This window comes from Halorubrum salsamenti (assembly GCF_007671685.1).
GTDB classification, from domain to species: Archaea; Halobacteriota; Halobacteria; order Halobacteriales; family Haloferacaceae; genus Halorubrum; species Halorubrum salsamenti.
Genome location: NZ_VCNL01000001.1, coordinates 827,313 through 847,456, shown reverse-complemented (window position 1 = coordinate 847,456; position 20,144 = coordinate 827,313). Strand labels below are relative to the sequence as shown.

Genomic DNA, 20,144 nt, shown 5'->3' with positions numbered 1-20,144 from the left:
GTCCCTTCGAGAACACCCTCCGTATGAGCGATCGACGGGGGGCCACGGCGGGGCGCGACGACGCGCCGGACGGGGCAGGCGGCGCCGCCGCGCCCGATCACCCGGGGGAGACGGCGGAGGACGCCGTGTCTGCAGATCCGGACGGAGCCGCCGGGAACGGCGGGGGCGCCGCGCTCGACCCCGCGGTCGCGGCGACGACCCGCGAGGAGCTTCACACCACGTTCGACTACCAGGTCGAGCGGCTCCGCGAGATCGACAACAAGGCGATCGAGATCCTGAAGGCGAACCTGTTGCTCATCGGGATCGTCGTCACCGGCGGTTCGATCGTGGTCCAGACGACGGTGGACCTCGCGGTCTTCCTGAACCCCTTCACCGTGGTCGGCGGCCTCCTTCTGCTCGCGTCGACCGGACTGGCCGCGGTCACCTACACCGCCTCCGACCTCCGCGGCGGGCTGGACATCAAGGCCGTCGACGCCGTGATCGCCGGCGAGCGCGGGGAGGGGGAGGAAACGCGGAGCGCGGCCGACGGCGACGCCGAGTTCGACGAGCGGCTCCTCCGGAGCTACGCCGAGTGGATCGACTACAACGCGCGCGTCACCGCGGTCAACGACCTGCTGGCGACGGTGACGGTGCTGCTGATCTTCGTCGCCTTCGTCTACGTGATCGCCGGCGTCGTCGTGGGAGCGGCGGGCCTCTCTGCGGTCGAGTCGTGGACCTCGTTCGCCGTTCTCACGGTCTTGTCGGGCGCGTTCACGTGGGTCTCCGCGCACATGGACCACCTCGGACCCGAGACCACGCACCCCTCGGCCTCGTTCGCGGGGATCCCGCTCTCGAAGGGCGGAGACAGGCGGCAGGCGTGGTCGTCGCTGCGGGCCATGCTCGGGCGCGCGCCCACCGAGGAGGAAGAGCGCGGTATCGGGGCGATCGACACCGAGGTCGGGGAGGCAGCGAGTCCCGACGCCGAGGAGCCGGAGCGATAGGCCGGGAGCGACAGGCCGGGAGCGATATCGGGACCGGTCGGTACGCGGGCCGCGAAAGCCGAGAGAAAACCGCGCCGGATTCGACGGGCGTTACTCCTCTTCTTCCTCTTCCTCGACGGGAACTCGTCCTCGTTCCCAGACGCCCTTCGCCGATGTGTCGTTCGGTGCCGTGTGCGAGACGTCTTTCATGGTGTCGCGATCGTTTGCCATCTTGGAGCAGGATAGCGAGGATCCCCGTATTAACCCTTCGTGGAAAGAGATAATGAGTCTTGATACCATATAAGGTATTAATATCCCACCGTTCTATATTCGTCGTCCTCGCTGTGTGGCGCGGTTCCCAATTTCGTCAATCTCTAGAAATAATTATGTAGGATGGAGCCGGCGTTCTCGATATGGGATACGTCGTTCGAATGCCAAAACTCGGCTTAGAGATGAAGGAGGGGGTACTGCTCGACTGGGCGGTCGACGAGGGCGACTCCGTCGACGCCGACGACGTCGTCGCGGAGATCGAATCCGAGAAGACGAGCGCGGAGGTGGAGTCCCGCGAGGAGGGCGTCCTCCGGCATACGTTCCTCGACGAGGGGGACGCGGTGCCCCCGGGAACGCCGATCGGAATCATCGCCGCCCCCGACGCGGACGTCTCCGACCTCGTCGCCGAGGCCGAATCCGAACTCGACGACGCGGCACCGACGCCCGACGAGAGCGCCGCCGCGGCTGAGGAGTCCGCGGAGTCAGCGACTGAGAGCCGATCCACGGGGGCCTCGACCGGCGGCTCCGCGAGCGGCAAAGCGACTCCACGAGCGCGAAAGCGCGCCGAGGAACTCGGCGTCGACCTCGGCGCCGTCTCCGGGAGCGGGCCGGAGGGAGCGATCACGGCCGACGACGTCGAGGCCGCAGAGAGCGGTACCGAGGAGGTGAAAGCGAGCCCGAGAGCGAAACGGCGGGCGGAGGACCTCGGCGTCGACCTCGCCGGCGTCTCGGGGAGCGGTCCCGGTGGCGCCGTCACGGCGGATGACGTCGAGGCGGCGGCCGAATCGGCGGGCGGATCGGCCGGCGACGACGCCGGCGGGGCCACGAGAACCCTCGCCGAGGAGCGCACGTTCGGCGGGATGCGGCGGTCCATCGCCGACCGGCTCGGCGAGAGCTATCGCAACGCCGTCCACGTCACGGAACACCGCGAGCCCGACGCCGCCGCCCTCCTCGCGGCGGCCGACGCCGCCGACGAGGCGCTCGAAACGGACGTCTCCATGCCGGACGTGCTGCTCGTCGCGCTGTCGGCGGCGCTCGACGACCACCCCGCGTTCAACGCGACGTTCGAGGAGGAGACGCACCGCCTCTACGAGGAGCACAACGTCTGCGTGGCCGTCGACATCGACGAGGGACTCGTCACGCCGGTGGTCCCGGACGTCGGGGCGAAGTCGCTGTCGGAGATCGCCGAGACGCGCCGCGAGGTCACGGGGCGGACCCTCGACGGCGACTACACGATGGACGACCTCCGCGGCGGGACGTTCACGGTCACGAACCTGGGCGTGCTCGGCGTCGAGTCGTTCGACCCCATCATCAATCCGCCGCAGATCGCCATCCTCGGCGTGAACGCGGTCAGCGAACGCGTCACCATGGCGGACGGCGCGCCCGAGTCGCGCCGTGTGCTCCCGTTGGACCTATCCTTCGACCACCGCGTGGTCGACGGGGCGGACGCCGCGCGGTTCCTTCAGTCGCTCGTCGGCCACATCGAGGACCCGTGGCCGCTGCTCCCCGAGGGGGTGACCCCGGCGGACGCCGGGACCGACCGCCCGCCGCGTCTCGCGACGGCCACCACCGACGAGGGGATGGCGGGGACGGCGCGTGCCCCCGGCCTCGATCACGGATACGGCGCGGACGACGGCGCCCCGTCGCCGGTGGATCTGTTCCTCTCGTCGCTGTCCGCGTGCCTGTCGCTGTCCGTCCGTTATCAGGCCGACCTCCGAGACATCGATGTCGGGTCGATCGAGGTGACCGCGGACGGGGAACCGGCCACGGGGTCGGTGGAGCGCATCGACGTGACCGTCGCGATCGACGCGCCGGAGGCGGCGGACGAGACGCTCGACCGCGTCGTCGAACTCGGCGAGCGGTCCTGTCACGTGGCGGAGCTACTCCGCGAGGACCTCCCGATGGAGCTGTCGTGGGAGCGCGCCTGACGGCGGCGAGCGAGCCTCCGTGACTACTCGCCGATCGTCGGCGCGCGCTCGAAGACCGCGTCGAGGTCCACGATCCGCGGGCCGTCCGCGACCGGTCGGACCGCGATCGTAGTGTCTTGGACCGCGAGCTCGCGCTCGCCGTCCGCGCTGACGACCGCCTCGTCGACCGCGAAGGTCCGCTCCGCGTCGGGGTCGAGTCGCCCCCAGTCGGCGACGCCGACGTCCTCCACGACGCCCGGCGTCGTGATCGCCGACACCGTCAGATCGGCGTCCGGGTCCAGATCGAGCGCGATCCCCCGGGGCGTACCGGGCGCGAGGTGCGTGCACGCGCCGGCGATCCCCGAGAGACCGATGTCGCCGCGGCTCGCTCGGGAGACCATCCCGCCGAGGAAGTCGTCCGGGTCCAAAATCGCGCGGGTTCCCACGAACGAGCGGTCGACGAGCCCGACGGTCGCCAGTCCGCGCACGGAGCGTCCGTCGGCGGCCTCGGCCGTTACGGTCGTGTGGCGCGTCGCGACCGCGTCGGCAGGGGCCGCTCCGGTGGCGACGAACGCCGCCGCGGCGCCCGCGACCGTCCCGTCGGCCATCGTCGGCACGACGTTGTTCGTCCCCGTCGAAACGGCGATCACGGGGACGTCGCCGATCTCGACGGCGAGATCGCGAGTGGTGCCGTCACCGCCGAACGTCACCACTGCGTCGGCCGTCTCGCGGAACGCGGCCGCGGCGCGACGGGTGTCGGCGCCGGTCCCCTCGACCTCGACGTCGAGCACGTCGACGCCTGACCGGTCGGCCTCCTCGACGGCGCGTTGGCCGATGCGGCTCGAATCGGGGGCGAAGACCGCGTCCACGGGCTCGTCGACGGCGTCGAGCCCGGCGAGCACGCACTCGGCCGCGCGCCGCTTCCCGTAGGTGTCGCTGACGCTCGCGCTCCCGGTCAGCCGGCGGACGTCCCTGCCGGCCGCCGGGTTCACGACGACGCCGACGGTAGGCGTCGGCACCGCTCAGACCACCTGATGGATGGCGCTCCTGACGTCGTCACCGTCGGGGACGACCTCGTCCTCGAGCGGCGTGCTGAACGGGACGTGGGTGTCGGGCACGCCGACCCGCTGGAGCGGGGCGTCGAGGCTGAAGAACTCGTCTTCGACCATCCGCGAGACGACCTCGGCGTGGACGCCGTACGAGACCGGGCTCTCGTCGGCGATCACCATCCGCCCCGTTTTCCGGATACTGTCCGCGAGCGTCTCCGTGTCCAGCGGATACAGCGACCGCAGGTCGACGACCTCGACGTCGACCTCGCCCGCGAGGTCGTCGGCGACGGAGAGCGACTCGCCGACGAGCCGCTGCGTCGCCACGACCGTGACGTCGCTCCCCTCGCGCTCGACCGCCGCCTCGCCGATCGGGGCCGTGTAGCTCGGATCGGTCGGGACCTCGCCGTCCTGCTCGTACATCAGCTTGTTCTCGAAGAAGAACACCGGGTCGTTCGAGCGGATGGCGGACTTCAACAGCCCCTTGGCCGCTTTCGGCGTCCCGGGCGTGACCGCCTTCAGGCCCGGGAAGTGGGCGAACCACGTGTGCGGCGTGCCGGAGTGCTGGCTGGCCGCGCCCATGCCGCCGCCTTCCGTCGTCCGGACGGTGATCGGCATCTCGGCTTTCCCGCCGAACATGTACCGCATCTTCGCCATCTGGTTCATGATCTGTTCGCCCGCCACGCCGAGGAAGTCCGAGAACATCACCTCGACGACGGGGCGGGTGCCGCTGGCGGCGGCCCCGACGCCCGCCCCGACGAACCCGGCTTCGCTGATCGGGGTGTCGCGGACGCGCTCGTCGCCGTACTCCTCGTAGAGCCCGTCGGTGACCTCGAAGACGCCGCCGTAGTTGCCGACGTCTTCGCCCATCACGAAGACGTCCTCGTCGCGGTCCATCTCCTCGCGGAGCGCGGCGCGGATCGCCTCGCGAACGGTCATCGATTCTGTGCTGTCGGCGGACGGGGTGTCGGGTTGCGTGCTCATTGGGGGTCACCTCCGCGACCGTCGGTGCGGAGCGCGTTCGCGAACCGTTCGATCTCCGGGACTGGCTCGCCGAACATGTCGTCGTACGCCTCCTCCGGGGTCGGCTCGTCGGCCTCCCGAGCGAACTCGACCGCCTCCTCGATCTCGGCTTCGACCTCCGCGCGGAGGTCGTCGAGTTCCGACTCGGCGAGTTCGCCTCGGTCGATCAGTTGCTCGGTGAACGCGTCGATGGGATCGCGCTGCTGCCACCGTTCGACGTCTTCCTCGGTGCGGTACGGCTGGGGATCGCCTTCGAAGTGGCCGCGATAGCGGTACGTCTCCGCCTCGATGAACGTCGGGCCGTCGCCGGCGATGGCGCGCTTGCGGGCCTCCTCGACGGCCTCGTTGACGGCGGTGACGTCCATCCCGTCGACGGTGAAGCCGGGAATGTTGTACGACTCGGCCGTCTCGCTGAGGTTCTCGACGTTGTGCTGTTCCTCGACCGGCGTCCCCTCGCCGAAGTGGTTGTTCTCGACGAGGAACACCGCCGGGAGGTCCCACGTCGCGGCGAGGTTGATCGCCTCGTGGATCTGCCCCTGCGCGACGGCGCCGTCCCCGAGGAACGCGAGCGCGACGCGGTCCTCGTCGTGGTACTGGCAGGTCAGCGCGGCGCCCGCCGCCAGCGGCGGGCCCGCCCCGACGATCCCGTTCGCGCCGAGCATGTTGGCGTCGACGTCGGCGATGTGCATCGACCCGCCCTTCCCGTTGCAGTACCCATCGCGCTTCCCGAGCAGTTCGGCCATCATCCGCCGCGGGTCGAGCCCCTTGGCGATACAGTGCCCGTGACCGCGGTGCGTGCTCGTGATGAAGTCCTCCTCGTCGAGGGCGGCACACGCCCCGACGGCGACGGCCTCCTCACCGATGTAGAGGTGTACGAACCCCGGGATGTCGCCGTCGGCGAACAGGTCGCCCGCCGTGCTGTCGAACTCGCGGATCAGCAACATCCGACGGAGCGCCTCCTCCCGCCCGTCCGAATCCTTCATCGATATTAATGTCATACACACCGGTATCGTCACCAACTCCAAATAAATTTTTTGTCAGTTATCATGTCACAGTAACGGATCCGAGCCGCACAGCACGGGTGACTGACGCTGGTCGGGATCCCACGCCTGTCGGCCGCGAGCTCACGTCTGTCGGCCGGAGGATCGGATCCGACGGCCGAAGGACCGGCTAGTTCTCGTACCCTTCCTCGAACGGGTCGATCTCCTCGCTACCCGGCTCCTCCTCGTCGCGGGAAAACCCCGGCCCCGCCGTCGCCAGCTCGAAGACGAGCCCGTCGGGGTCGCTGAAGTAGATGCTCTTGAAGTAGGTCCGGTCTTTCACCTCCGAGACGCGCACGTCCCGCTCGCGGAGGTGCTCCTGCCACTCGCGGAGCGTCTCCTCGTCTTCGACGCCGAACGCGAAGTGGTGGCTCGCGCCCGGCCCGGGCGCGCCCTGCGAGTTCGGGTACTCGAAGTAGGTGACGTTGGTCCCCGGCTCGCCCGTCGGCGTGGACGAGAAGTAGTAGTGGGGCGTCCCCGGGTCGTCGTAGTTCTGCGTCCGCTTGACGGTGTACCAGCCGAGCACGTCCTCGTAGAACGCGACGGTCTCGTCCATGTCGGTGCAGATGTTCGTCACGTGGTGCAGTCCGGTGGTGGGCGGGGCGTCGGTCATGTCTGTCCGATCGGTTGTCGGGAGGGCAGTTAGTCGTACTGGCGGCTCGAAAACGGACGGAACGGCCTCTGTGTGGTTCGGAAAAGGACGATTCGCTTAGAACAGCCCGAGACCCACCGCGTACGGCCACGCGGTGCCGCCGACGGCCAGCAGCGCGAGCGCGGCGCCGGCGCCGTAGACGTTCTTGAGGAAGCTCGTCATCTCGCTCTGCTTCTCCTCCGGATCCTCGATGGACCAGAAGTCGTGCATCGTCACGGCGGAGGCGAGCAGGAAGACGGCGAGCCCGCCGGCCGCGAGGACGGGAAACGCGCCGGCCGCGACCCCGAGCCCGCCGAGGACCAAGACGAGTCCGGAGGCGATCACGGAGAAACGCGGCGCCGGGAGGCCCTTGAACTCGGCGTAGCCGGCCATGGTGTCGACGTCCATGAAGTGGTTGAGACCCATGAACGCGAGCGTGACGCCGAACAGCAGACGACCGAGCAGGAACAGTTCACCCGCGAAGGGGGAGTCGAATTGAAGCGGTATCGTCGCGATCTCAGCTAACATCGTGTAACTACGTATACGGACGTAACCTATTTATCGCTTCCCGGACAAAAGGGTAAGCAGGTAACCCCGATGTCATCGCAGGAACTCGCCGGCTCCGAACCGGCGGAAACGACCGACGCAGAGCCCGACGCGGACACGTCTTCCGCCCCGGACACGCCGTGTCCAGTCGTCGACTCGCTCGAACAGATCGGCTCGCGCTGGCGGCTCGTCGTCCTCCACGAGCTGTTGAACGGCGAGTCGCGGTTCAACGAGCTGAAGCGCGAGACCGACGCGAACGCGCGAACGCTCTCGCGCGTGCTCGACGATCTACAGGAAACCGGCTTCGTCGACCGCCGGCTGGAGGAGGAGTCGCCGGTGGCGACCTACTACAGCCTCACGCCGAAGGGCGAGTCGCTCGCGCCCGTCTTCGAGGAGATCGACGAGTGGGCCCACGAGTGGCTCGCCGAGTGCAGCGGGTAGGGACTCGTTGACGGGGTAGTCGATCGTTTATATACTGTGTCGCCATCGGCGGCCCGCTCGTGGGGCCTCAACGGCGAAACGCACACCACCCTCCGACCCGTAGGGATCGGCGTGTACGCCGGTCTGAAGAACACCCCGTGTTGCCTCTGCGGCCGCGACGAGACCCACACCCGGATCGCGGTGCCGCCGCGGGCGCTCCGGCTGATGGCGAACGGCGGACCGATCGCGTGGCGCGACGTGGTCGGCGCGGTGACGCTCCGGTTCTGCGCCGACGACTGGGCGCTCGTGAGCGACCTCGCGATCGAGATGGACGCGCACCCGCTCTCGCGGTGTAACGCGGCGCACGTCTCGCTCGACCTCCGCGAGGACCACGAGGCGCTGCTGTCCGCGACGAAGGACGAGACGGACCAGACGGAACTGGAGGCGCGGCTCGGATCGGAGGCCGAGGCGACGCTCGACGCCGTCGACGACCCCTACACCGAGGAGCGCGACGTGGTCGAGGCGATCGTGGTGTTGCGCGCGCTGGAGGAACTCGGCGTGCGGGACTCCCCGGGCGACACGGTGGCGCTCTGATCCCCTAACTGCACCCGTCTACCACCGGACCTCGAACCCGTCGAGCCCCTCCGGCTCCTCGTACGTCGCGTCCACGCCGTCGACGTCGGCCGCCTTGCTCCCCGTCTCGCACCACGCGACCATCTCCTCGACGGCCGCCTCGGGCCCCTCGAAGACGGCCTCGACGCGCCCGTCGTCGAGGTTGCGAACCCAGCCGTCGACGCCCTTCTCCCGGGCGGTGTCGCGAGTCGTCGCACGGTAGTAGACGCCCTGTACGCGCCCCGAGACGTACACGTGTGCTCGCGTTCGGTCGGTCATCGGTGGAGGCTGCGTCCGCCGCCGATTTAAAAACCGCGGGGCCGTCGCGGGAGAGCGGCGCCGACCGCGACCCGCAACCGACGACTTCTAACTCCTTCCGGCCGATATCGGTGGTATGGACTTGTTCGGAACCGCGGGGATCCGCGGCAGCGCCGAGACCCGCGTCACGCCCGAGCTCGCGCTGGCCGTCGGCCGCGCGGTCGCGGCGGAGGTACGGGAGGCCGGAGAGGGCGAAAAGACCGCCGAGGTCGTGCTCGCTCGCGACGGGCGCGTGACCGGCCCGGCGATCGCGGCCGCGATGGAGTCGGGGCTCGCCTCGGGCGGCGTCCGGGTGCTCCGCGCCGGGCGGCTGCCGACGCCGGCGCTCGCGCACGCTTCACAGGGCCGGTACGGCGTGATGCTCACGGCCTCGCACAACCCGCCGGCCGACAACGGGATCAAGCTGTTCCGTGACGGCAGCGAGTTCGACCGCGAGGCCGAGCGCGCCGTCGAGGAGCGCGTCGCGGGCGATGAGCCGCCCGCGGCGTGGGACGAGTGGACCGAGACGGAGCGCGTCGACACCCTCGGCGGCTACCTCGACGCGGTCCGCGCGTACGCGGAGGGGTTCGGGGGCGACCTCGACGGCCTCCGGGTCGCGGTCGACTGCGGGAACGGGATGTCCGCGCCCGCGACGCCGACGGTCCTGCGGGAGCTGGGCGCCGAGGTCGTCACGCTCAACGGGAACGTCGACGGCCACTTCCCCGGCCGCGGGAGCAAGCCGACCCCCGAGACCCTGCGGGACCTCCGGGCGTTCGTCGCCGACGCCAACGACGGCGTGACCGCTCCCGGTCGCCCGAGCGCGGGCGACGATGGAGCCGACAGAAACGACGGTGACGACACCGAGGGGTTCGCCTTCGGGATCGGCCACGACGGCGACTCCGACCGCATCGTGATCGTCGACGCCGACGGCGACGTGGTCCACGAGGACACCGTCCTCGCGCTGCTCGCGGAGCGGTACGCCCGCGAGAGCGACGCCGCCGACCCGGTGGTCGTGACGACGCCGAACGCCTCGGGCCGGATCGACGAGCGCGTCCGCGAGGCCGGCGGCCGGGTCGACCGCGTCCGGCTCGGCGCGCTCCACGAGGGAATCGCGGCGGTGCGCGCGGCGAGCTCCCCCGGCGACGACACCCGCGTCGTCTTCGCCGCAGAGCCGTGGAAGCACATTCACGTCGGCTTCGGCGAGTGGATCGACGGGGTCGCCTCGGCGGCCGTGATCGCCCGCCTCGTCGCCGAGTCGGGGCTCGACGCGCTCCGCGAGCCGATCGCGGAGCGCCCGTACCGAAAGGTCAGCGTCGGCTGCCCGGACGAGGCCAAGCCCGACGTGATGGACCGGCTGGAGACGACCCTGCCCGACGCGTTCCCGGACGCGACGGTCGACACCGACCACGGGGTCCGGCTGGAGTTCCCGGACGCGTCGTGGACGCTGGTACGTCCCTCCGGCACGGAGCCGTACGTTCGGGTGTACGCCGAGAGCGACGAGGTCGACGAGCTGATCCCGAGCGTCGAGGCCGTCGTCGAGGACGCGGTGGCCGCGGTCGGCGGCGAGTAGCCGTCCGTACCGGTGAGGGCGGTAGCGCTTGCTTCCTCCGGAAATCACCTGACCGTTCCTGATACACCGCGAACGTGCGTACGACACCCGGCCGATCGTAGCGAATAGGCGGCGATGGGTCCGCGAGATAGCGCGAATATGCAATCTCGGGGCGGAAAGAGCGACGAATTTATGCCGTGTTCCGTTCCCGTTGTAGGTGACATGGCATCCGACTTCGAACGGCGGCGGTTCCTCAAGGCGGCGAGCGCGGCGGGCCTCGTCGGCCTCGCGGGTTGTAGCGGCGGGCCCAGCGGCGACGGGTCCGACGGCTCCGACGGTAACGACTCGGACGACGGGTCCGACGGTTCCGACGGCGCCGACGGGACGGACGGCGAAGACGGATCCGACGGCTCGGACGGCGAGAGCGGTCCGGCGGCGAACATCGGGATGGTCTACGCGACCGGTGGCCTCGGTGACGGGTCGTTCAACGATCAGGCCCAAGAGGGAGCGTTACAGGCGGAAGAGGAACTGGACATCATGTTCCAGGAGGCACAGCCCGACGAAGTGGCGCAGTTCAGCACGTTCCAGCAGCAGTTCGCGGAGTCGACCGACCCGAACTACGATCTGGTAAGCTGTATCGGGTTCCTCCAGGCGGACTCGCTGGCGGACACGGCCGAGTCGTACCCGGACCAGGACTTCATGATCGTCGACTCGGTCGTCGAGGGAGACAACGTCGCGAGCTACACGTTCAAAGAACACGAGGGGTCGTACCTCGCGGGCCTGATGGCGAGCCTGCTCACCACCCAAGACTTCTCGGCGGGCGCGGGTTCGACTGCGGGCGACTCCACCAACGTCGGGTTCGTCGGCGGCGTCGAGTCCGACCTGATCCAGAAGTTCCAGGCCGGCTTCGAGGAGGGCGTCTCCGCCGGGAGCGACGACGTCGACGTCAGCGTCAACTACACCGGCAGCTTCAACGACCCCGCGGCGGGTCGCGAGGCGGCGACCGCGATGTACAACAGCGGCGCCGACATCGTCTTCCACGCGTCGGGCAACACCGGTACCGGCGTCTTCCAGGCCGCGCAGGAACAGGAGAAGTTCGCGATCGGCGTCGACCGCGACCAGTCGATCACCCGGCCCGACTACGCCGACGTCATCCTCGGGAGCATGGTCAAGCGGGTCGACACGGCCGTCTACAACGCGATCGAGGCGACCATCGACGACGAACTGCCCGGCGGATCGAACGTCGCGCTCGGCCTCGACAACGAGGGCGTCGCGCTCGTCTACGGCGACCAGATCGGCTCCGAGATCCCCGAAGACGTCAAAGACGAGGTCTCGACCGCACGCGAGGAGATCATCGCCGGGGACATCTCCGTCCCCTCCGAAGTGTAGCGGTCCCACGGACCGACGCCACCGACGGTCGCTTCGCGCGCCGACCGCTCCGCGCTCCGATCGGGGTATCGGCCGTTCACCGTTCCGCTCGGACCGGACCATATCCAAACATATTCAGTCACCCTTGAACCAGAGGGTACTAGACCAATGGCCACAGCCGTCCACCTCGACGGGATCACGAAGCGATTTCCCGGGGTCGTGGCGAACGATGACGTCGACCTCGAAGTCGAACGTGGCACCGTCCACGCCCTCCTCGGTGAGAACGGGGCGGGCAAGACGACGTTGATGAACGTTCTCTACGGCCTTTACGAACCGACGTCGGGAGAGGTTCGGCTCGGCGGGGAACCGCACGTGTTCGGCTCGCCGCGAGACGCGATCGACGCCGGAATCGGGATGATCCACCAGCACTTCATGCTCGTGGACCCGATGACCGTCACCGAGAACATCACGCTCGGCAACGAGCCGCGGAAGTGGGGCGGGATCGCTATCGACCGGACGGAAGCGCGCGAGGCCGTCGTCGAACTCGCCGACCGCTACGGGTTTGATATCGACCCGGACGCGCGGATCGAGGACGTCTCCGTCGGCGAGCAACAGCGCGTCGAGATCCTGAAGGCGCTGTACCGCGGCGCCGACACGCTGATCCTCGACGAACCGACCGCCGTGCTGACTCCCCAAGAGGTCGACGAGCTGTTCGACGTGCTCGACGAGCTCACCGACCAAGGGAAGACGATCATCTTCATCACCCACAAGCTCGGCGAGGCGATGCGTGCGGCCGACGAGATCTCCGTCCTCCGAGACGGAAAGAAGGTCGGGACCGTCGACGCGGACGCGACCACTCAAGAAGAGCTCGCGGAGCTGATGGTCGGCCGCGAGGTCCTCTTGGACGTCGACCACGGGACCGCGGAAACGGGCGCGGTCGTCGCCGCAGTCTCGGACGTTGTCGTCGAGAACGACCGCGGGGTTCGGGCGGTCAACGACGTTTCCTTCGAGGTCCGAGGCGGCGAGGTGTTCGGGATCGCCGGCGTGGACGGCAACGGCCAGTCCGAACTCGTCGAGGCGGTGACCGGCCTCCGGAATCCCGACGCGGGCGAGATCCGTTTCGGCGGCGAGGACGTCACGACCGCGTCGCGGCGGCAGCGGATCGACGCCGGGATGGCGTACGTCCCCGAGGACCGCCAGGAGCGCGGACTGGTGATGGAGTTCGACTTAGTCGAAAACGGACTGCTCGGCAGCCAACACGGCGACGAACTCGTCTCTAACGGCCGGATAGACTGGTCGAAAACGCGAGGGCACGCCGAGGCGATCATCGACGAGTACGACGTCCGACCGCCGGACGCCGACTCCGACGCGGAGTCGCTCTCCGGCGGCAACCAACAGAAGTTCATCGTCGGCCGAGAGTTCGAGCGCGACCCCGAACTGGTCGTCGCCTCGCACCCGACGCGGGGCGTCGACGTCGGATCGATCGAGTTCATCCACGAGCGACTCCTCGAGCTCCGCCAGCAGGGCGTGGCGATCCTCCTCGTCTCCTCGAAGCTGGAGGAGGTACAGGGGCTCTCGGACCGCTTGGCCGTCGTCTACGAGGGCGAATTCATCGACGTGGTCGACCCGGACGAGACGACCGAGGAGGAACTCGGCCTGCTGATGGCCGGAGAGCGGCCGGGAGACGACGATGGGGAAGGCGGAACGAAGGCGACGGGGAGCGAAAGTGCGGACGAGACGGAACGGGACAAACCAGCGGACCCCACGGACGCCGCGGACGGTGAGCGAGCGTGAGCGCCGCCGACCGCGCACGTGACGCACTCTCCCGTCTCGTCGACGCGTCCGCGACCGAGCGGATTCTGATCAGCACGGCGGCGCTCGTCCTCTCCATCCTCATCGGTGCGGTGCTGGTACTCGTGGCCGGTCGAATGACGACGTGTACCGCCGGCGAAGCGGTGTACTACCTCGGTATGGGGTTCTGTTACGACCCCGTCGTCGTCTTCGACCGCCTCTTCCTCGGAGCGCTCGGCGACCCGTTCAGCGGTAGCTGGTCGCCGAACGGCCAGTTCGCGGTCACGCTCCGGGAGACGACGCTTCTGATCTTCACCGGGCTCTCGGTCGCGTTAGCGTTCCGCGCCGGGATCTTCAACATCGGGACGCAGGGACAGATGGTCGTCGGCGCGCTGGCGACCGCTCTCGGCGTTCTCTGGGCGTCGTCGCTCGTGTCGGGAGCCCTCGGAACCGTCGTGTTGATCCCGTTCGGGCTCCTCGTCGGCGCGGTGTTCGGCGGCCTCTACGGGGCTGTTCCCGGCCTGCTGAAGGCGTACGCCGACGCCAACGAGGTGATCACGACGATCATGCTCAACTTCATCGCCACCGGCGTCGCGCTGTATCTGGTCAGCGGGATCTTCAAAGACCCCGAGAGCGCCGCGAACCAGACCGTTCCGCTCCCGGAGTTCGCACAGTTTCCGGCCCTGCTGTTCGGCGGCCGACAGGACTTCTCGATCGTCGCGCTCGCTTTCGGTCTCCTCGCCATCGCCGCGCTGTACTACGTCCTCGAACACACTGCCTTCGGATACGACGTCCGCACGAGCGGCGTCCAGCCCGAGGCGGCCGAGTACGGGGGCGTCGACGCCAAGCGCACCGTCGTCGCGAGCCTGACCCTCTCGGGCGCGCTCGGCGGTATCGCCGGTGCGATGTACGTGATGATGGTACTTGGGACGTTCCAGACGGGGATCCCCTCCTACGGCTTCGACGGGATCACCGTCTCGATCCTCGCCGGCAACAATCCGCTCGGCGTCGGTATCGCCGCGCTGCTGTTCGGCGTGCTGAAGAGCGGGACGACGGTCGTCCAGTTCGCGACCGACGTCCCGCCGCAGCTCGTTGGAGTCCTCCGCGGGCTCATCATCCTCTTCGTGGCGATGCCGGAGTTCTTCCGGCTGATGGCCCGCGGACTGCCGGGCACGGGATCGAAGTCGAAGGCGGTCGCGACCGACGGCGGCACTGCGGGCGACCGAGGAGGCGAGACCGATGAGTGACACACCCACGGACCGCGACGACACGGATACCGCCACCGAAAACGCCGACAGCGAGAGTTTCTTCGAGCGGTACACGACCCGCGCGCTCGTCGCCGGCGTGACGGTCGCCGCCGTCATCGCGCTGCTTCTCGCCGGGATGCTGTTCCCGGACTCGCTCGCCGGGACGCTCTCGGACGCACTCACGAGTCGGAACACGCTCGCGTCGGCACTGCGGCTGTCGGTGCCGATCGCGTTCGCCGCCCTCGGCGGGATCTTCGCGGAGAAGTCCGGCGTGATCAACATCGGGCTGGAAGGACTCCTGATTATCTCGGCGTTCAGCGCCATCTACGTCGCCGACATCACCGGTGGGGTGTGGATCGGCTTCGCCGGTGGGGTCGTCGCGAGCACGCTGCTCGCGGCGCTGTTCGCCGTCGTGACGATCGGGTTCCGCGCGGACCAGATCATCGCCGGGCTCGCGGTCTGGCTCATCGCGCTCGGGCTCGCGCCGTTCGCCTCGCAGGTGATCTACGGCAGCCCGAACACGCCGACCGTCGCGACGACGAACTCCATCACGGTGCCGGTGCTCGCCGACCTCCCGTTCTTCGGCGCGCTGTTCTCGGCGTCGCCGTCGGTGTACATGCTGTTCGCCGCCGTCTTCGGCTCGTGGTACGTCTTCGAGCGGACGGCGTTCGGACGGTGGATCCGCGCCAGCGGCGAGAACCCGAAGGCGCTCGACACCGCCGGCGTGAGTGTCACCCGCGTCCGGTACGCGGCGGTGCTGATCTCGGGCGTGCTCGCGGGGATGGGCGGTGCGGCGCTGTCGCTCGACCTCGGCCAGTTCACCGGTAACGGCCCGACGATGGTCAACGGGAAGGGGTTCATCGCCATCGTGGCGTACCTGTTCGGCAACTACAACCCGGTCGGGGCGTTCTTCTCGACGATGCTGTTCGCGGGGCTGGACGCGGTTCAGACCGTGCTCCAGCTACAGGGGATCGGGATCCCTCGCCAGCTCATCCGGATCACGCCGTTCGTGGTGGTGATAATCGTGCTCGCGTTGGTTGGCCGGACGCAGCTCCCGGAGGCGGCCGGGGAGCACTACGAGACCGAGGACTGAGGGAAACCTCGACTCGCCCGTCCGAGATTCCCAGCCCTCGTGTCGTCGGACAGGCGACCGAATCGGGAACAAAGAGTTTTGCCACAGGGGCGACCACGCACGTGGTATGAGCATCGACGAGTACGACGTCGTCGTGGCGGGCGCCGGGACCGCCGGCTGTTACGCGGCCGCGACGATCGCGAACGAGGGGCTCGACGTCGTCATCGTCGAGCGGAAGGACGCGGAGGAGGCCGGTCACATCGCCTGTGGCGACGCGCTGAAAGGCGCCGACGCCTTCCCGGAGGCGATCCCGAAAGACCGGCTGGAACCGGCGTTCACGAACACGGGCGTCGACCACGGACGCTTCGAGATCCCGCAGGAGGACACGGTGCTGGAGATCCCCGTGCCGGGCGAGCTCGCCGTCATCGACCGCTGGGAGTACGGGCGACAGATCATCTCCGGCGCGGAGGACGCGGGCGTCGACTTCCACTACGACACCGTGATCAACGACGTGGTCCAGACCGCCGACGGGCGGGTCACGGGACTGCGCGCCAAGCGCGAGGGCGACCCGGTCACCTACGAGGCCGACCTCGTCATCGACGGCGCCGGATCGCTGTCGCTGCTGCAGGACAAGGCTGACTTCGAGGGGACGACCTTCGACACCAACGTGCGGTACTCGCAGTTCTGTTCGGCGTACCGCGAGATCGTCGAGGTGCCGGAGCCGGTCGAGTGGGACGACGCCCTCGTGTTCAAAGCGACCGACCGCGCCGCGGGCTACCTCTGGTACTTCCCGCGGACGAGCACGGAGATCAACGTCGGGCTCGGCTTCCAGATGAACGAGGAGCCGATGCAGCTCGTCGAGGCGCTGAAACGCGACCTCCGGAACCGCTCCGAGTTCGATGGCGCGGAGGTCACGGACAAGCTCGGCGCCGCGCTGCCGACCCGCCGCCCGTACGACTCGGCGGTCGCGCCGGGATACATGGCGGTCGGCGACGCCGCGGGCCACGTCAACCCGACGACCGGGGGCGGCATCGCCGGCGCGGCGTACGCGGGCAAGTACGCCGGCGAGCAGGCGGTGAAGGCGGTCTCCGACGGCGACGTGAGCGAGGAGAACCTCTGGCGGTACAACACCCGCGTCATGGACCACTTCGGCGGCCGATACGCCGGCCTCGACGTGTACAACGTGCTCGCGACCGCGGTGGACGTCGACGACCTGATGGGCCTGCTCGCGGCGCTACCGGGCGAGAAGCTCGCGGAGGCGCTGTACGAGGGGTCGACCTCCATGTCCTTCGGACTGAAGCTGAAGGCGGCGGTCAAGAGCTTCGGCTACTGGGGGACGATCCGGAACTTCTACCAGACGAAGACGCTCGCCGACGAACTGCTCGATCACTACGACGCGTACCCCACCAGCCCCGCCGCGATGGCGAACTGGACCGGCGAGCGCGACGCGATCATGGACCGGATCTACGAAACGACCGGCGCGGACGCGAAGTACTGAACCGGACCCGTACGTCGTTTCTGTCCCTTCGACGCTTTGAGCCTCCAGCGTGTGCGATCCCGGTCTCGGTCACTACAGGAACGACGGCGATCGGTAGCGGGAGTGAGTGTTGCAGATCTGCGGCGGCGGTTCAGTATTTAAATAGCCGCAAACGACAGCGACGATCGCTTATAAACACAAGTGCGGTCGGCGAGCGAGCCCGCGAGGCTGGGGAGGTATGAGGCTGCGGTTGAGGTGCCGTGCGGGTGGGACTCAAAGGGGCAGCCGAGCGCGGCTGGGGCTTTGGAGGTCTTCTCCGCAGCAGCGTCGATCACGGATAAACCACTAACAGCAACACCCCGATCCGACTTATAAACGACCAACCAACCGCACTGAGAGACGTACTCCCCCATCGCTCATCGCTGCGTCCGACCCGCTCAGGGCCGCGTCTCGGCGACGCGCCGGATCGCCCCGGCGAGCACGTCGATCCCGATCGCGATGTCGTCTTCGACCACGTCGAACGTGCTCGTGTGATGGCCGCCGGGGTGGTCGGTGCCGACGCCGACGTAGCAGGCGAGCCCGCCGCGCCGCTGGACCGACTGCATCAGATAGGTGGCGTCCTCGGAGCCGCCCAGATCGGCGCTGTCGACGATCTCCGTGACGCCGGCGACACCGCCGGCGACATCGCCGACGATCCCGGCGAGCGCGTCGTCGCTCGTCGCGCTCGGCGCCTCCCCCTTCGTCGAGACCTCGACCTCGCAGTCGTGCATCTCCGCGGCCGACTCCAGAACCCGGTCGGCGTGGTCGGACATGTAGTCGGCCAGTTCGGTCGTCGCGCCCCGGAGCTCGCCTTCGATGAGCGACTCCTCCGGGATGACGTTCGTCGCGGTGCCGCCGCCGACGAGCCCGGCGTTCACCCGGGTCGGCCCGTCGGCGTGGCGAGGGATCGCGTAGAGGTTCTGAACCGCGGCCGCCATCGCCTGCACCGCGTTTCGCCCCTGCTCGGGGCGCGCGCCCGCGTGGGACGGCTCGCCGGTGAACTCCGCGAGGAAGTGCCGGACCGCGAGGAACCCGTCGACGCCGCAGACGACCTCGCCGGAGGGGTGATCGAGGCCGACGTGGACCGCGTAGAGGTAGTCAACGTCGTCGAGGTGGCCCGACTCCGCCATCGGCTTGCCGCCCGCGACCTGCTCTTCGCCCGGCTGGAAGAACACCTTGAGAGTGCCGGAGAAGTCGGAGTCGAGCACCGCGTCGAGGGTCCCGAGCCCCATCGTCGCGTGCGCGTCGTGGCCGCAGGCGTGCATGTACCCCTCTCGCTCCGAGCGGAACCCCTCGGCGGCGGGGACGTGGTCGTCGTCTTCGGACTCGGTCACCGGGAGCGCGTCGATGTCGACCCGGAGCCCGATCACGGGGCCGGGACCGCGCTCGGCGACCGCGACGCAGCCGGTGTAGCCGCCCGAGAGCCGGTCGACGATCTCCGGCTCCGCGCCCGCGTCGCGTGCTCGCCGTTCCCACTCCGCCAGCTCCTCGTCGTCGGGGACGTTCATGCGGTCGTCGGTCGCCAGCGCGTCCGGACCGACGTACAGGTCCGTGAGGTCGCGCTCGCGCAGTTCCGTCACGATCCGAGCGGTCGTGTAGAACTCGCGCCACGCCGGCTCGGGGTGGCGGTGCAGGTCGCGGCGGAACGCGCGGTACGCGTCGTCGTCGAGAGCGCTCATACCGGCGGGAGGCCGCGACCGGGCTTAAACGATCGCGTGGCGGGTACCGACGCCGGTGGTCACCGGCGCGGGGCGGCGAATCGGCGTCGGTCCGATCTGCTCAGTCCCGGCGGTGGCCGAGCGGCTTCTTCTGGTCGACCTCGACCTCGACGTGGAGCGAGTCGGGGAAGTCGCGGGCGACGACCTCGCGAGCGATGTCGTCGGACCCGTGGATCTCCATCGAGCGCTTGTACACGTCGTAGCTCCACGGCGAGAACTCGTCGCCGGCGCGGAGCTGTTTATAAAGCGGAACGCGGACGGTATCGGCGGGCGTGGAGTGCGGGCCCTTACACTCAGCGCCCTTGCGTTCGAGCGTCGATTTGAGCTCCTGAACGGTCTCGGCGAGCACGTCGCGGTCGCCGGACGCGAAGGAGAGTTTCGTGACGAAGGTCATGGCTGGGGGTCGTCCGTGCATGGTGGCCCGAGGAGTAAAAACGCATCTACCGAGCGTGGGACGCTACATCCAACGCCGAGAGTGACGTATAAAAATCCCAGCGGCGACCGATTAACGCCGCGCAAATCGGCCGAAGAGGGCCGTAACGGCCGGTGCGTTTGCGACTCCGACACCCTCTTTAGGGGTGGTGGCTTACCTGACGGTAATGACGGTCGAAGCGACCAGCGCTGGAGCCATCCTCTTCCGCGACACCCGCGGCGAACGGGAGTACTTGCTCCTGAAGAGCCGGCCGGGGGACTGGGAGTTCCCCAAAGGCGGGGTCGAGGGGGACGAGGAGCTCCAGCAGACGGCGATACGGGAAGTCGGCGAGGAGGCCGGGATCGAGGATTTCCGGCTGATCGACGGCTTCCGAAAGGAGTACGACTACGTGTTTGAGGCGAACGGCGACACCATCCACAAGACGGTGCACCTGTTCATCGCGCGCTCGTTCGAGGCGAGCGCCGAGATCTCGAACGAGCACCGCGACCTGCAGTGGCGCGACTACGACCAGGCGCTCAACACGATCACCCAGACAGGGCCCCGAGAGATCCTCGAGGACGCCCACGACTACCTCGACGAGCGGAAGGACGAGGAGAGCGGCGACTACGTCTGAGCGGTCGGCCCGGTTCGAGCGGTCGGCCGGGGCTGAGCGGTCGCCCCGGTTCGAGACGACCCACCCTGTCCAGCGGTTCGTTTTTA

General features: G+C 68.8%; 19 protein-coding genes. 11 read left to right on the top strand and 8 right to left on the bottom strand.

Annotated elements, in window-relative coordinates; all coding sequences use genetic code 11:
* Positions 1-23 precede the first annotated feature (23 nt).
* Together FGL94_RS04195 and FGL94_RS04190 are read left to right on the top strand one after the other, a co-directional pair.
* Entirely contained in the window at positions 24-980 is a 957-nt protein-coding gene (locus tag FGL94_RS04195; RefSeq protein ID WP_241659122.1) for a hypothetical protein, read from the top strand.
* 392 nt (positions 981-1,372) lie between these two features.
* Positions 1,373-3,157, top strand: a complete 1,785-nt coding sequence (locus FGL94_RS04190) for a 2-oxo acid dehydrogenase subunit E2 (RefSeq protein WP_144921225.1) — start codon at positions 1,373-1,375, stop codon at positions 3,155-3,157.
* Positions 3,158-3,180: 23 nt separating this feature from the next.
* Here FGL94_RS04190 and FGL94_RS04185 read toward each other — a convergent pair whose 3' ends face one another.
* The 5 genes from FGL94_RS04185 to FGL94_RS04165 form a co-directional block, all read right to left on the bottom strand.
* Entirely contained in the window at positions 3,181-4,155 is a 975-nt protein-coding gene (locus FGL94_RS04185; protein ID WP_144921223.1) for an NAD(+)/NADH kinase, read from the bottom strand.
* A 3-nt stretch (positions 4,156-4,158) separates the two neighbouring features.
* Positions 4,159-5,166: an alpha-ketoacid dehydrogenase subunit beta gene (locus FGL94_RS04180; RefSeq protein WP_144921221.1), complete on the bottom strand. Its 1,008-nt coding sequence runs from the start codon at positions 5,164-5,166 to the stop codon at positions 4,159-4,161.
* Entirely contained in the window at positions 5,163-6,203 is a 1,041-nt protein-coding gene (locus FGL94_RS04175) for a thiamine pyrophosphate-dependent dehydrogenase E1 component subunit alpha (protein WP_144921219.1), read from the bottom strand. Before FGL94_RS04175 ends, FGL94_RS04180 begins: the two co-directional genes overlap by 4 nt.
* Before the next feature lie 172 nt (positions 6,204-6,375).
* On the bottom strand, positions 6,376-6,858 hold the full coding sequence (locus FGL94_RS04170; RefSeq protein ID WP_144921217.1) for a VOC family protein: 483 nt from the start codon (positions 6,856-6,858) through the stop codon (positions 6,376-6,378).
* 96 nt (positions 6,859-6,954) lie between these two features.
* Positions 6,955-7,404 carry a DoxX family membrane protein gene (locus tag FGL94_RS04165; RefSeq protein WP_144921216.1) on the bottom strand — a complete coding sequence of 150 codons (450 nt, stop codon included), beginning with the start codon at positions 7,402-7,404 and terminating at the stop codon, positions 6,955-6,957.
* Between the two features lie 69 nt (positions 7,405-7,473).
* Here FGL94_RS04165 and FGL94_RS04160 point away from each other — a divergent pair, with 69 nt between their 5' ends.
* Together FGL94_RS04160 and FGL94_RS04155 are read left to right on the top strand one after the other, a co-directional pair.
* On the top strand, positions 7,474-7,863 hold the full coding sequence (locus FGL94_RS04160) for a winged helix-turn-helix transcriptional regulator (RefSeq protein WP_144921214.1): 390 nt from the start codon (positions 7,474-7,476) through the stop codon (positions 7,861-7,863).
* A gap of 111 nt (positions 7,864-7,974) precedes the next feature.
* Positions 7,975-8,436 carry a hypothetical protein gene (locus FGL94_RS04155; RefSeq protein ID WP_144921439.1) on the top strand — a complete coding sequence of 154 codons (462 nt, stop codon included), beginning with the start codon at positions 7,975-7,977 and terminating at the stop codon, positions 8,434-8,436.
* 18 nt (positions 8,437-8,454) lie between these two features.
* On the opposite strand, the gene FGL94_RS04150 is transcribed toward FGL94_RS04155, so the two are convergent.
* Positions 8,455-8,733: an acylphosphatase gene (locus tag FGL94_RS04150; protein WP_144921212.1), complete on the bottom strand. Its 279-nt coding sequence runs from the start codon at positions 8,731-8,733 to the stop codon at positions 8,455-8,457.
* A gap of 115 nt (positions 8,734-8,848) precedes the next feature.
* On the opposite strand from FGL94_RS04150, the gene FGL94_RS04145 reads away from it, so the two are divergent.
* From FGL94_RS04145 to FGL94_RS04120, 6 genes are all read left to right on the top strand, one after another.
* Positions 8,849-10,321 (top strand): phosphohexomutase domain-containing protein, encoded by a 1,473-nt coding sequence (locus FGL94_RS04145; RefSeq protein ID WP_144921210.1) that lies wholly within the window; start codon positions 8,849-8,851, stop codon positions 10,319-10,321.
* A 201-nt stretch (positions 10,322-10,522) separates the two neighbouring features.
* A complete protein-coding gene (locus FGL94_RS04140; RefSeq protein WP_144921208.1) occupies positions 10,523-11,689 on the top strand; it encodes a BMP family lipoprotein in 1,167 nt (388 codons plus the stop codon).
* A gap of 147 nt (positions 11,690-11,836) precedes the next feature.
* On the top strand, positions 11,837-13,462 hold the full coding sequence (locus tag FGL94_RS04135) for an ABC transporter ATP-binding protein (RefSeq protein ID WP_144921206.1): 1,626 nt from the start codon (positions 11,837-11,839) through the stop codon (positions 13,460-13,462).
* Positions 13,459-14,706 carry an ABC transporter permease gene (locus FGL94_RS04130; RefSeq protein ID WP_144921204.1) on the top strand — a complete coding sequence of 416 codons (1,248 nt, stop codon included), beginning with the start codon at positions 13,459-13,461 and terminating at the stop codon, positions 14,704-14,706. The genes FGL94_RS04135 and FGL94_RS04130 overlap by 4 nt, the downstream gene beginning before the upstream one ends.
* On the top strand, positions 14,699-15,799 hold the full coding sequence (locus FGL94_RS04125) for an ABC transporter permease (protein WP_186313328.1): 1,101 nt from the start codon (positions 14,699-14,701) through the stop codon (positions 15,797-15,799). Before FGL94_RS04130 ends, FGL94_RS04125 begins: the two co-directional genes overlap by 8 nt.
* 106 nt (positions 15,800-15,905) lie before the next feature.
* Positions 15,906-17,276, top strand: a complete 1,371-nt coding sequence (locus FGL94_RS04120; protein ID WP_144921202.1) for a geranylgeranyl reductase family protein — start codon at positions 15,906-15,908, stop codon at positions 17,274-17,276.
* A 416-nt stretch (positions 17,277-17,692) separates the two neighbouring features.
* On the opposite strand, the gene FGL94_RS04115 is transcribed toward FGL94_RS04120, so the two are convergent.
* Both FGL94_RS04115 and FGL94_RS04110 read right to left on the bottom strand, forming a co-directional pair.
* Positions 17,693-18,973, bottom strand: coding sequence for an amidohydrolase (locus FGL94_RS04115; RefSeq protein WP_144921200.1), 1,281 nt, complete (start codon positions 18,971-18,973; stop codon positions 17,693-17,695).
* Between the two features lie 100 nt (positions 18,974-19,073).
* Positions 19,074-19,406 (bottom strand): uS10/mL48 family ribosomal protein, encoded by a 333-nt coding sequence (locus FGL94_RS04110; protein ID WP_144921198.1) that lies wholly within the window; start codon positions 19,404-19,406, stop codon positions 19,074-19,076.
* A gap of 205 nt (positions 19,407-19,611) precedes the next feature.
* Between FGL94_RS04110 and FGL94_RS04105 the strand changes: the two genes are divergently transcribed.
* The gene (locus FGL94_RS04105; RefSeq protein ID WP_050024081.1) at positions 19,612-20,058 is read left to right on the top strand and encodes a bis(5'-nucleosyl)-tetraphosphatase; all 447 of its coding nucleotides are present in this window, start codon (positions 19,612-19,614) and stop codon (positions 20,056-20,058) included.
* Positions 20,059-20,144: the final 86 nt, after the last annotated feature.

Coding starts and splice junctions, on each gene's coding strand:
- FGL94_RS04190 (WP_144921225.1), top strand. CDS start 1,373: ATGGGATACGTCGTTCGAATGCCAAAACTCGGCTTAGAGATGAAGGAG.
- FGL94_RS04145 (WP_144921210.1), top strand. CDS start 8,849: ATGGACTTGTTCGGAACCGCGGGGATCCGCGGCAGCGCCGAGACCCGC.
- FGL94_RS04170 (WP_144921217.1), bottom strand. CDS start 6,858: ATGACCGACGCCCCGCCCACCACCGGACTGCACCACGTGACGAACATC.
- FGL94_RS04135 (WP_144921206.1), top strand. CDS start 11,837: ATGGCCACAGCCGTCCACCTCGACGGGATCACGAAGCGATTTCCCGGG.
- FGL94_RS04195 (WP_241659122.1), top strand. CDS start 24: ATGAGCGATCGACGGGGGGCCACGGCGGGGCGCGACGACGCGCCGGAC.
- FGL94_RS04180 (WP_144921221.1), bottom strand. CDS start 5,166: ATGAGCACGCAACCCGACACCCCGTCCGCCGACAGCACAGAATCGATG.
- FGL94_RS04110 (WP_144921198.1), bottom strand. CDS start 19,406: ATGACCTTCGTCACGAAACTCTCCTTCGCGTCCGGCGACCGCGACGTG.
- FGL94_RS04160 (WP_144921214.1), top strand. CDS start 7,474: ATGTCATCGCAGGAACTCGCCGGCTCCGAACCGGCGGAAACGACCGAC.
- FGL94_RS04105 (WP_050024081.1), top strand. CDS start 19,612: ATGACGGTCGAAGCGACCAGCGCTGGAGCCATCCTCTTCCGCGACACC.
- FGL94_RS04120 (WP_144921202.1), top strand. CDS start 15,906: ATGAGCATCGACGAGTACGACGTCGTCGTGGCGGGCGCCGGGACCGCC.
- FGL94_RS04115 (WP_144921200.1), bottom strand. CDS start 18,973: ATGAGCGCTCTCGACGACGACGCGTACCGCGCGTTCCGCCGCGACCTG.
- FGL94_RS04150 (WP_144921212.1), bottom strand. CDS start 8,733: ATGACCGACCGAACGCGAGCACACGTGTACGTCTCGGGGCGCGTACAG.
- FGL94_RS04140 (WP_144921208.1), top strand. CDS start 10,523: ATGGCATCCGACTTCGAACGGCGGCGGTTCCTCAAGGCGGCGAGCGCG.
- FGL94_RS04165 (WP_144921216.1), bottom strand. CDS start 7,404: ATGTTAGCTGAGATCGCGACGATACCGCTTCAATTCGACTCCCCCTTC.
- FGL94_RS04125 (WP_186313328.1), top strand. CDS start 14,699: ATGAGTGACACACCCACGGACCGCGACGACACGGATACCGCCACCGAA.
- FGL94_RS04175 (WP_144921219.1), bottom strand. CDS start 6,203: ATGACATTAATATCGATGAAGGATTCGGACGGGCGGGAGGAGGCGCTC.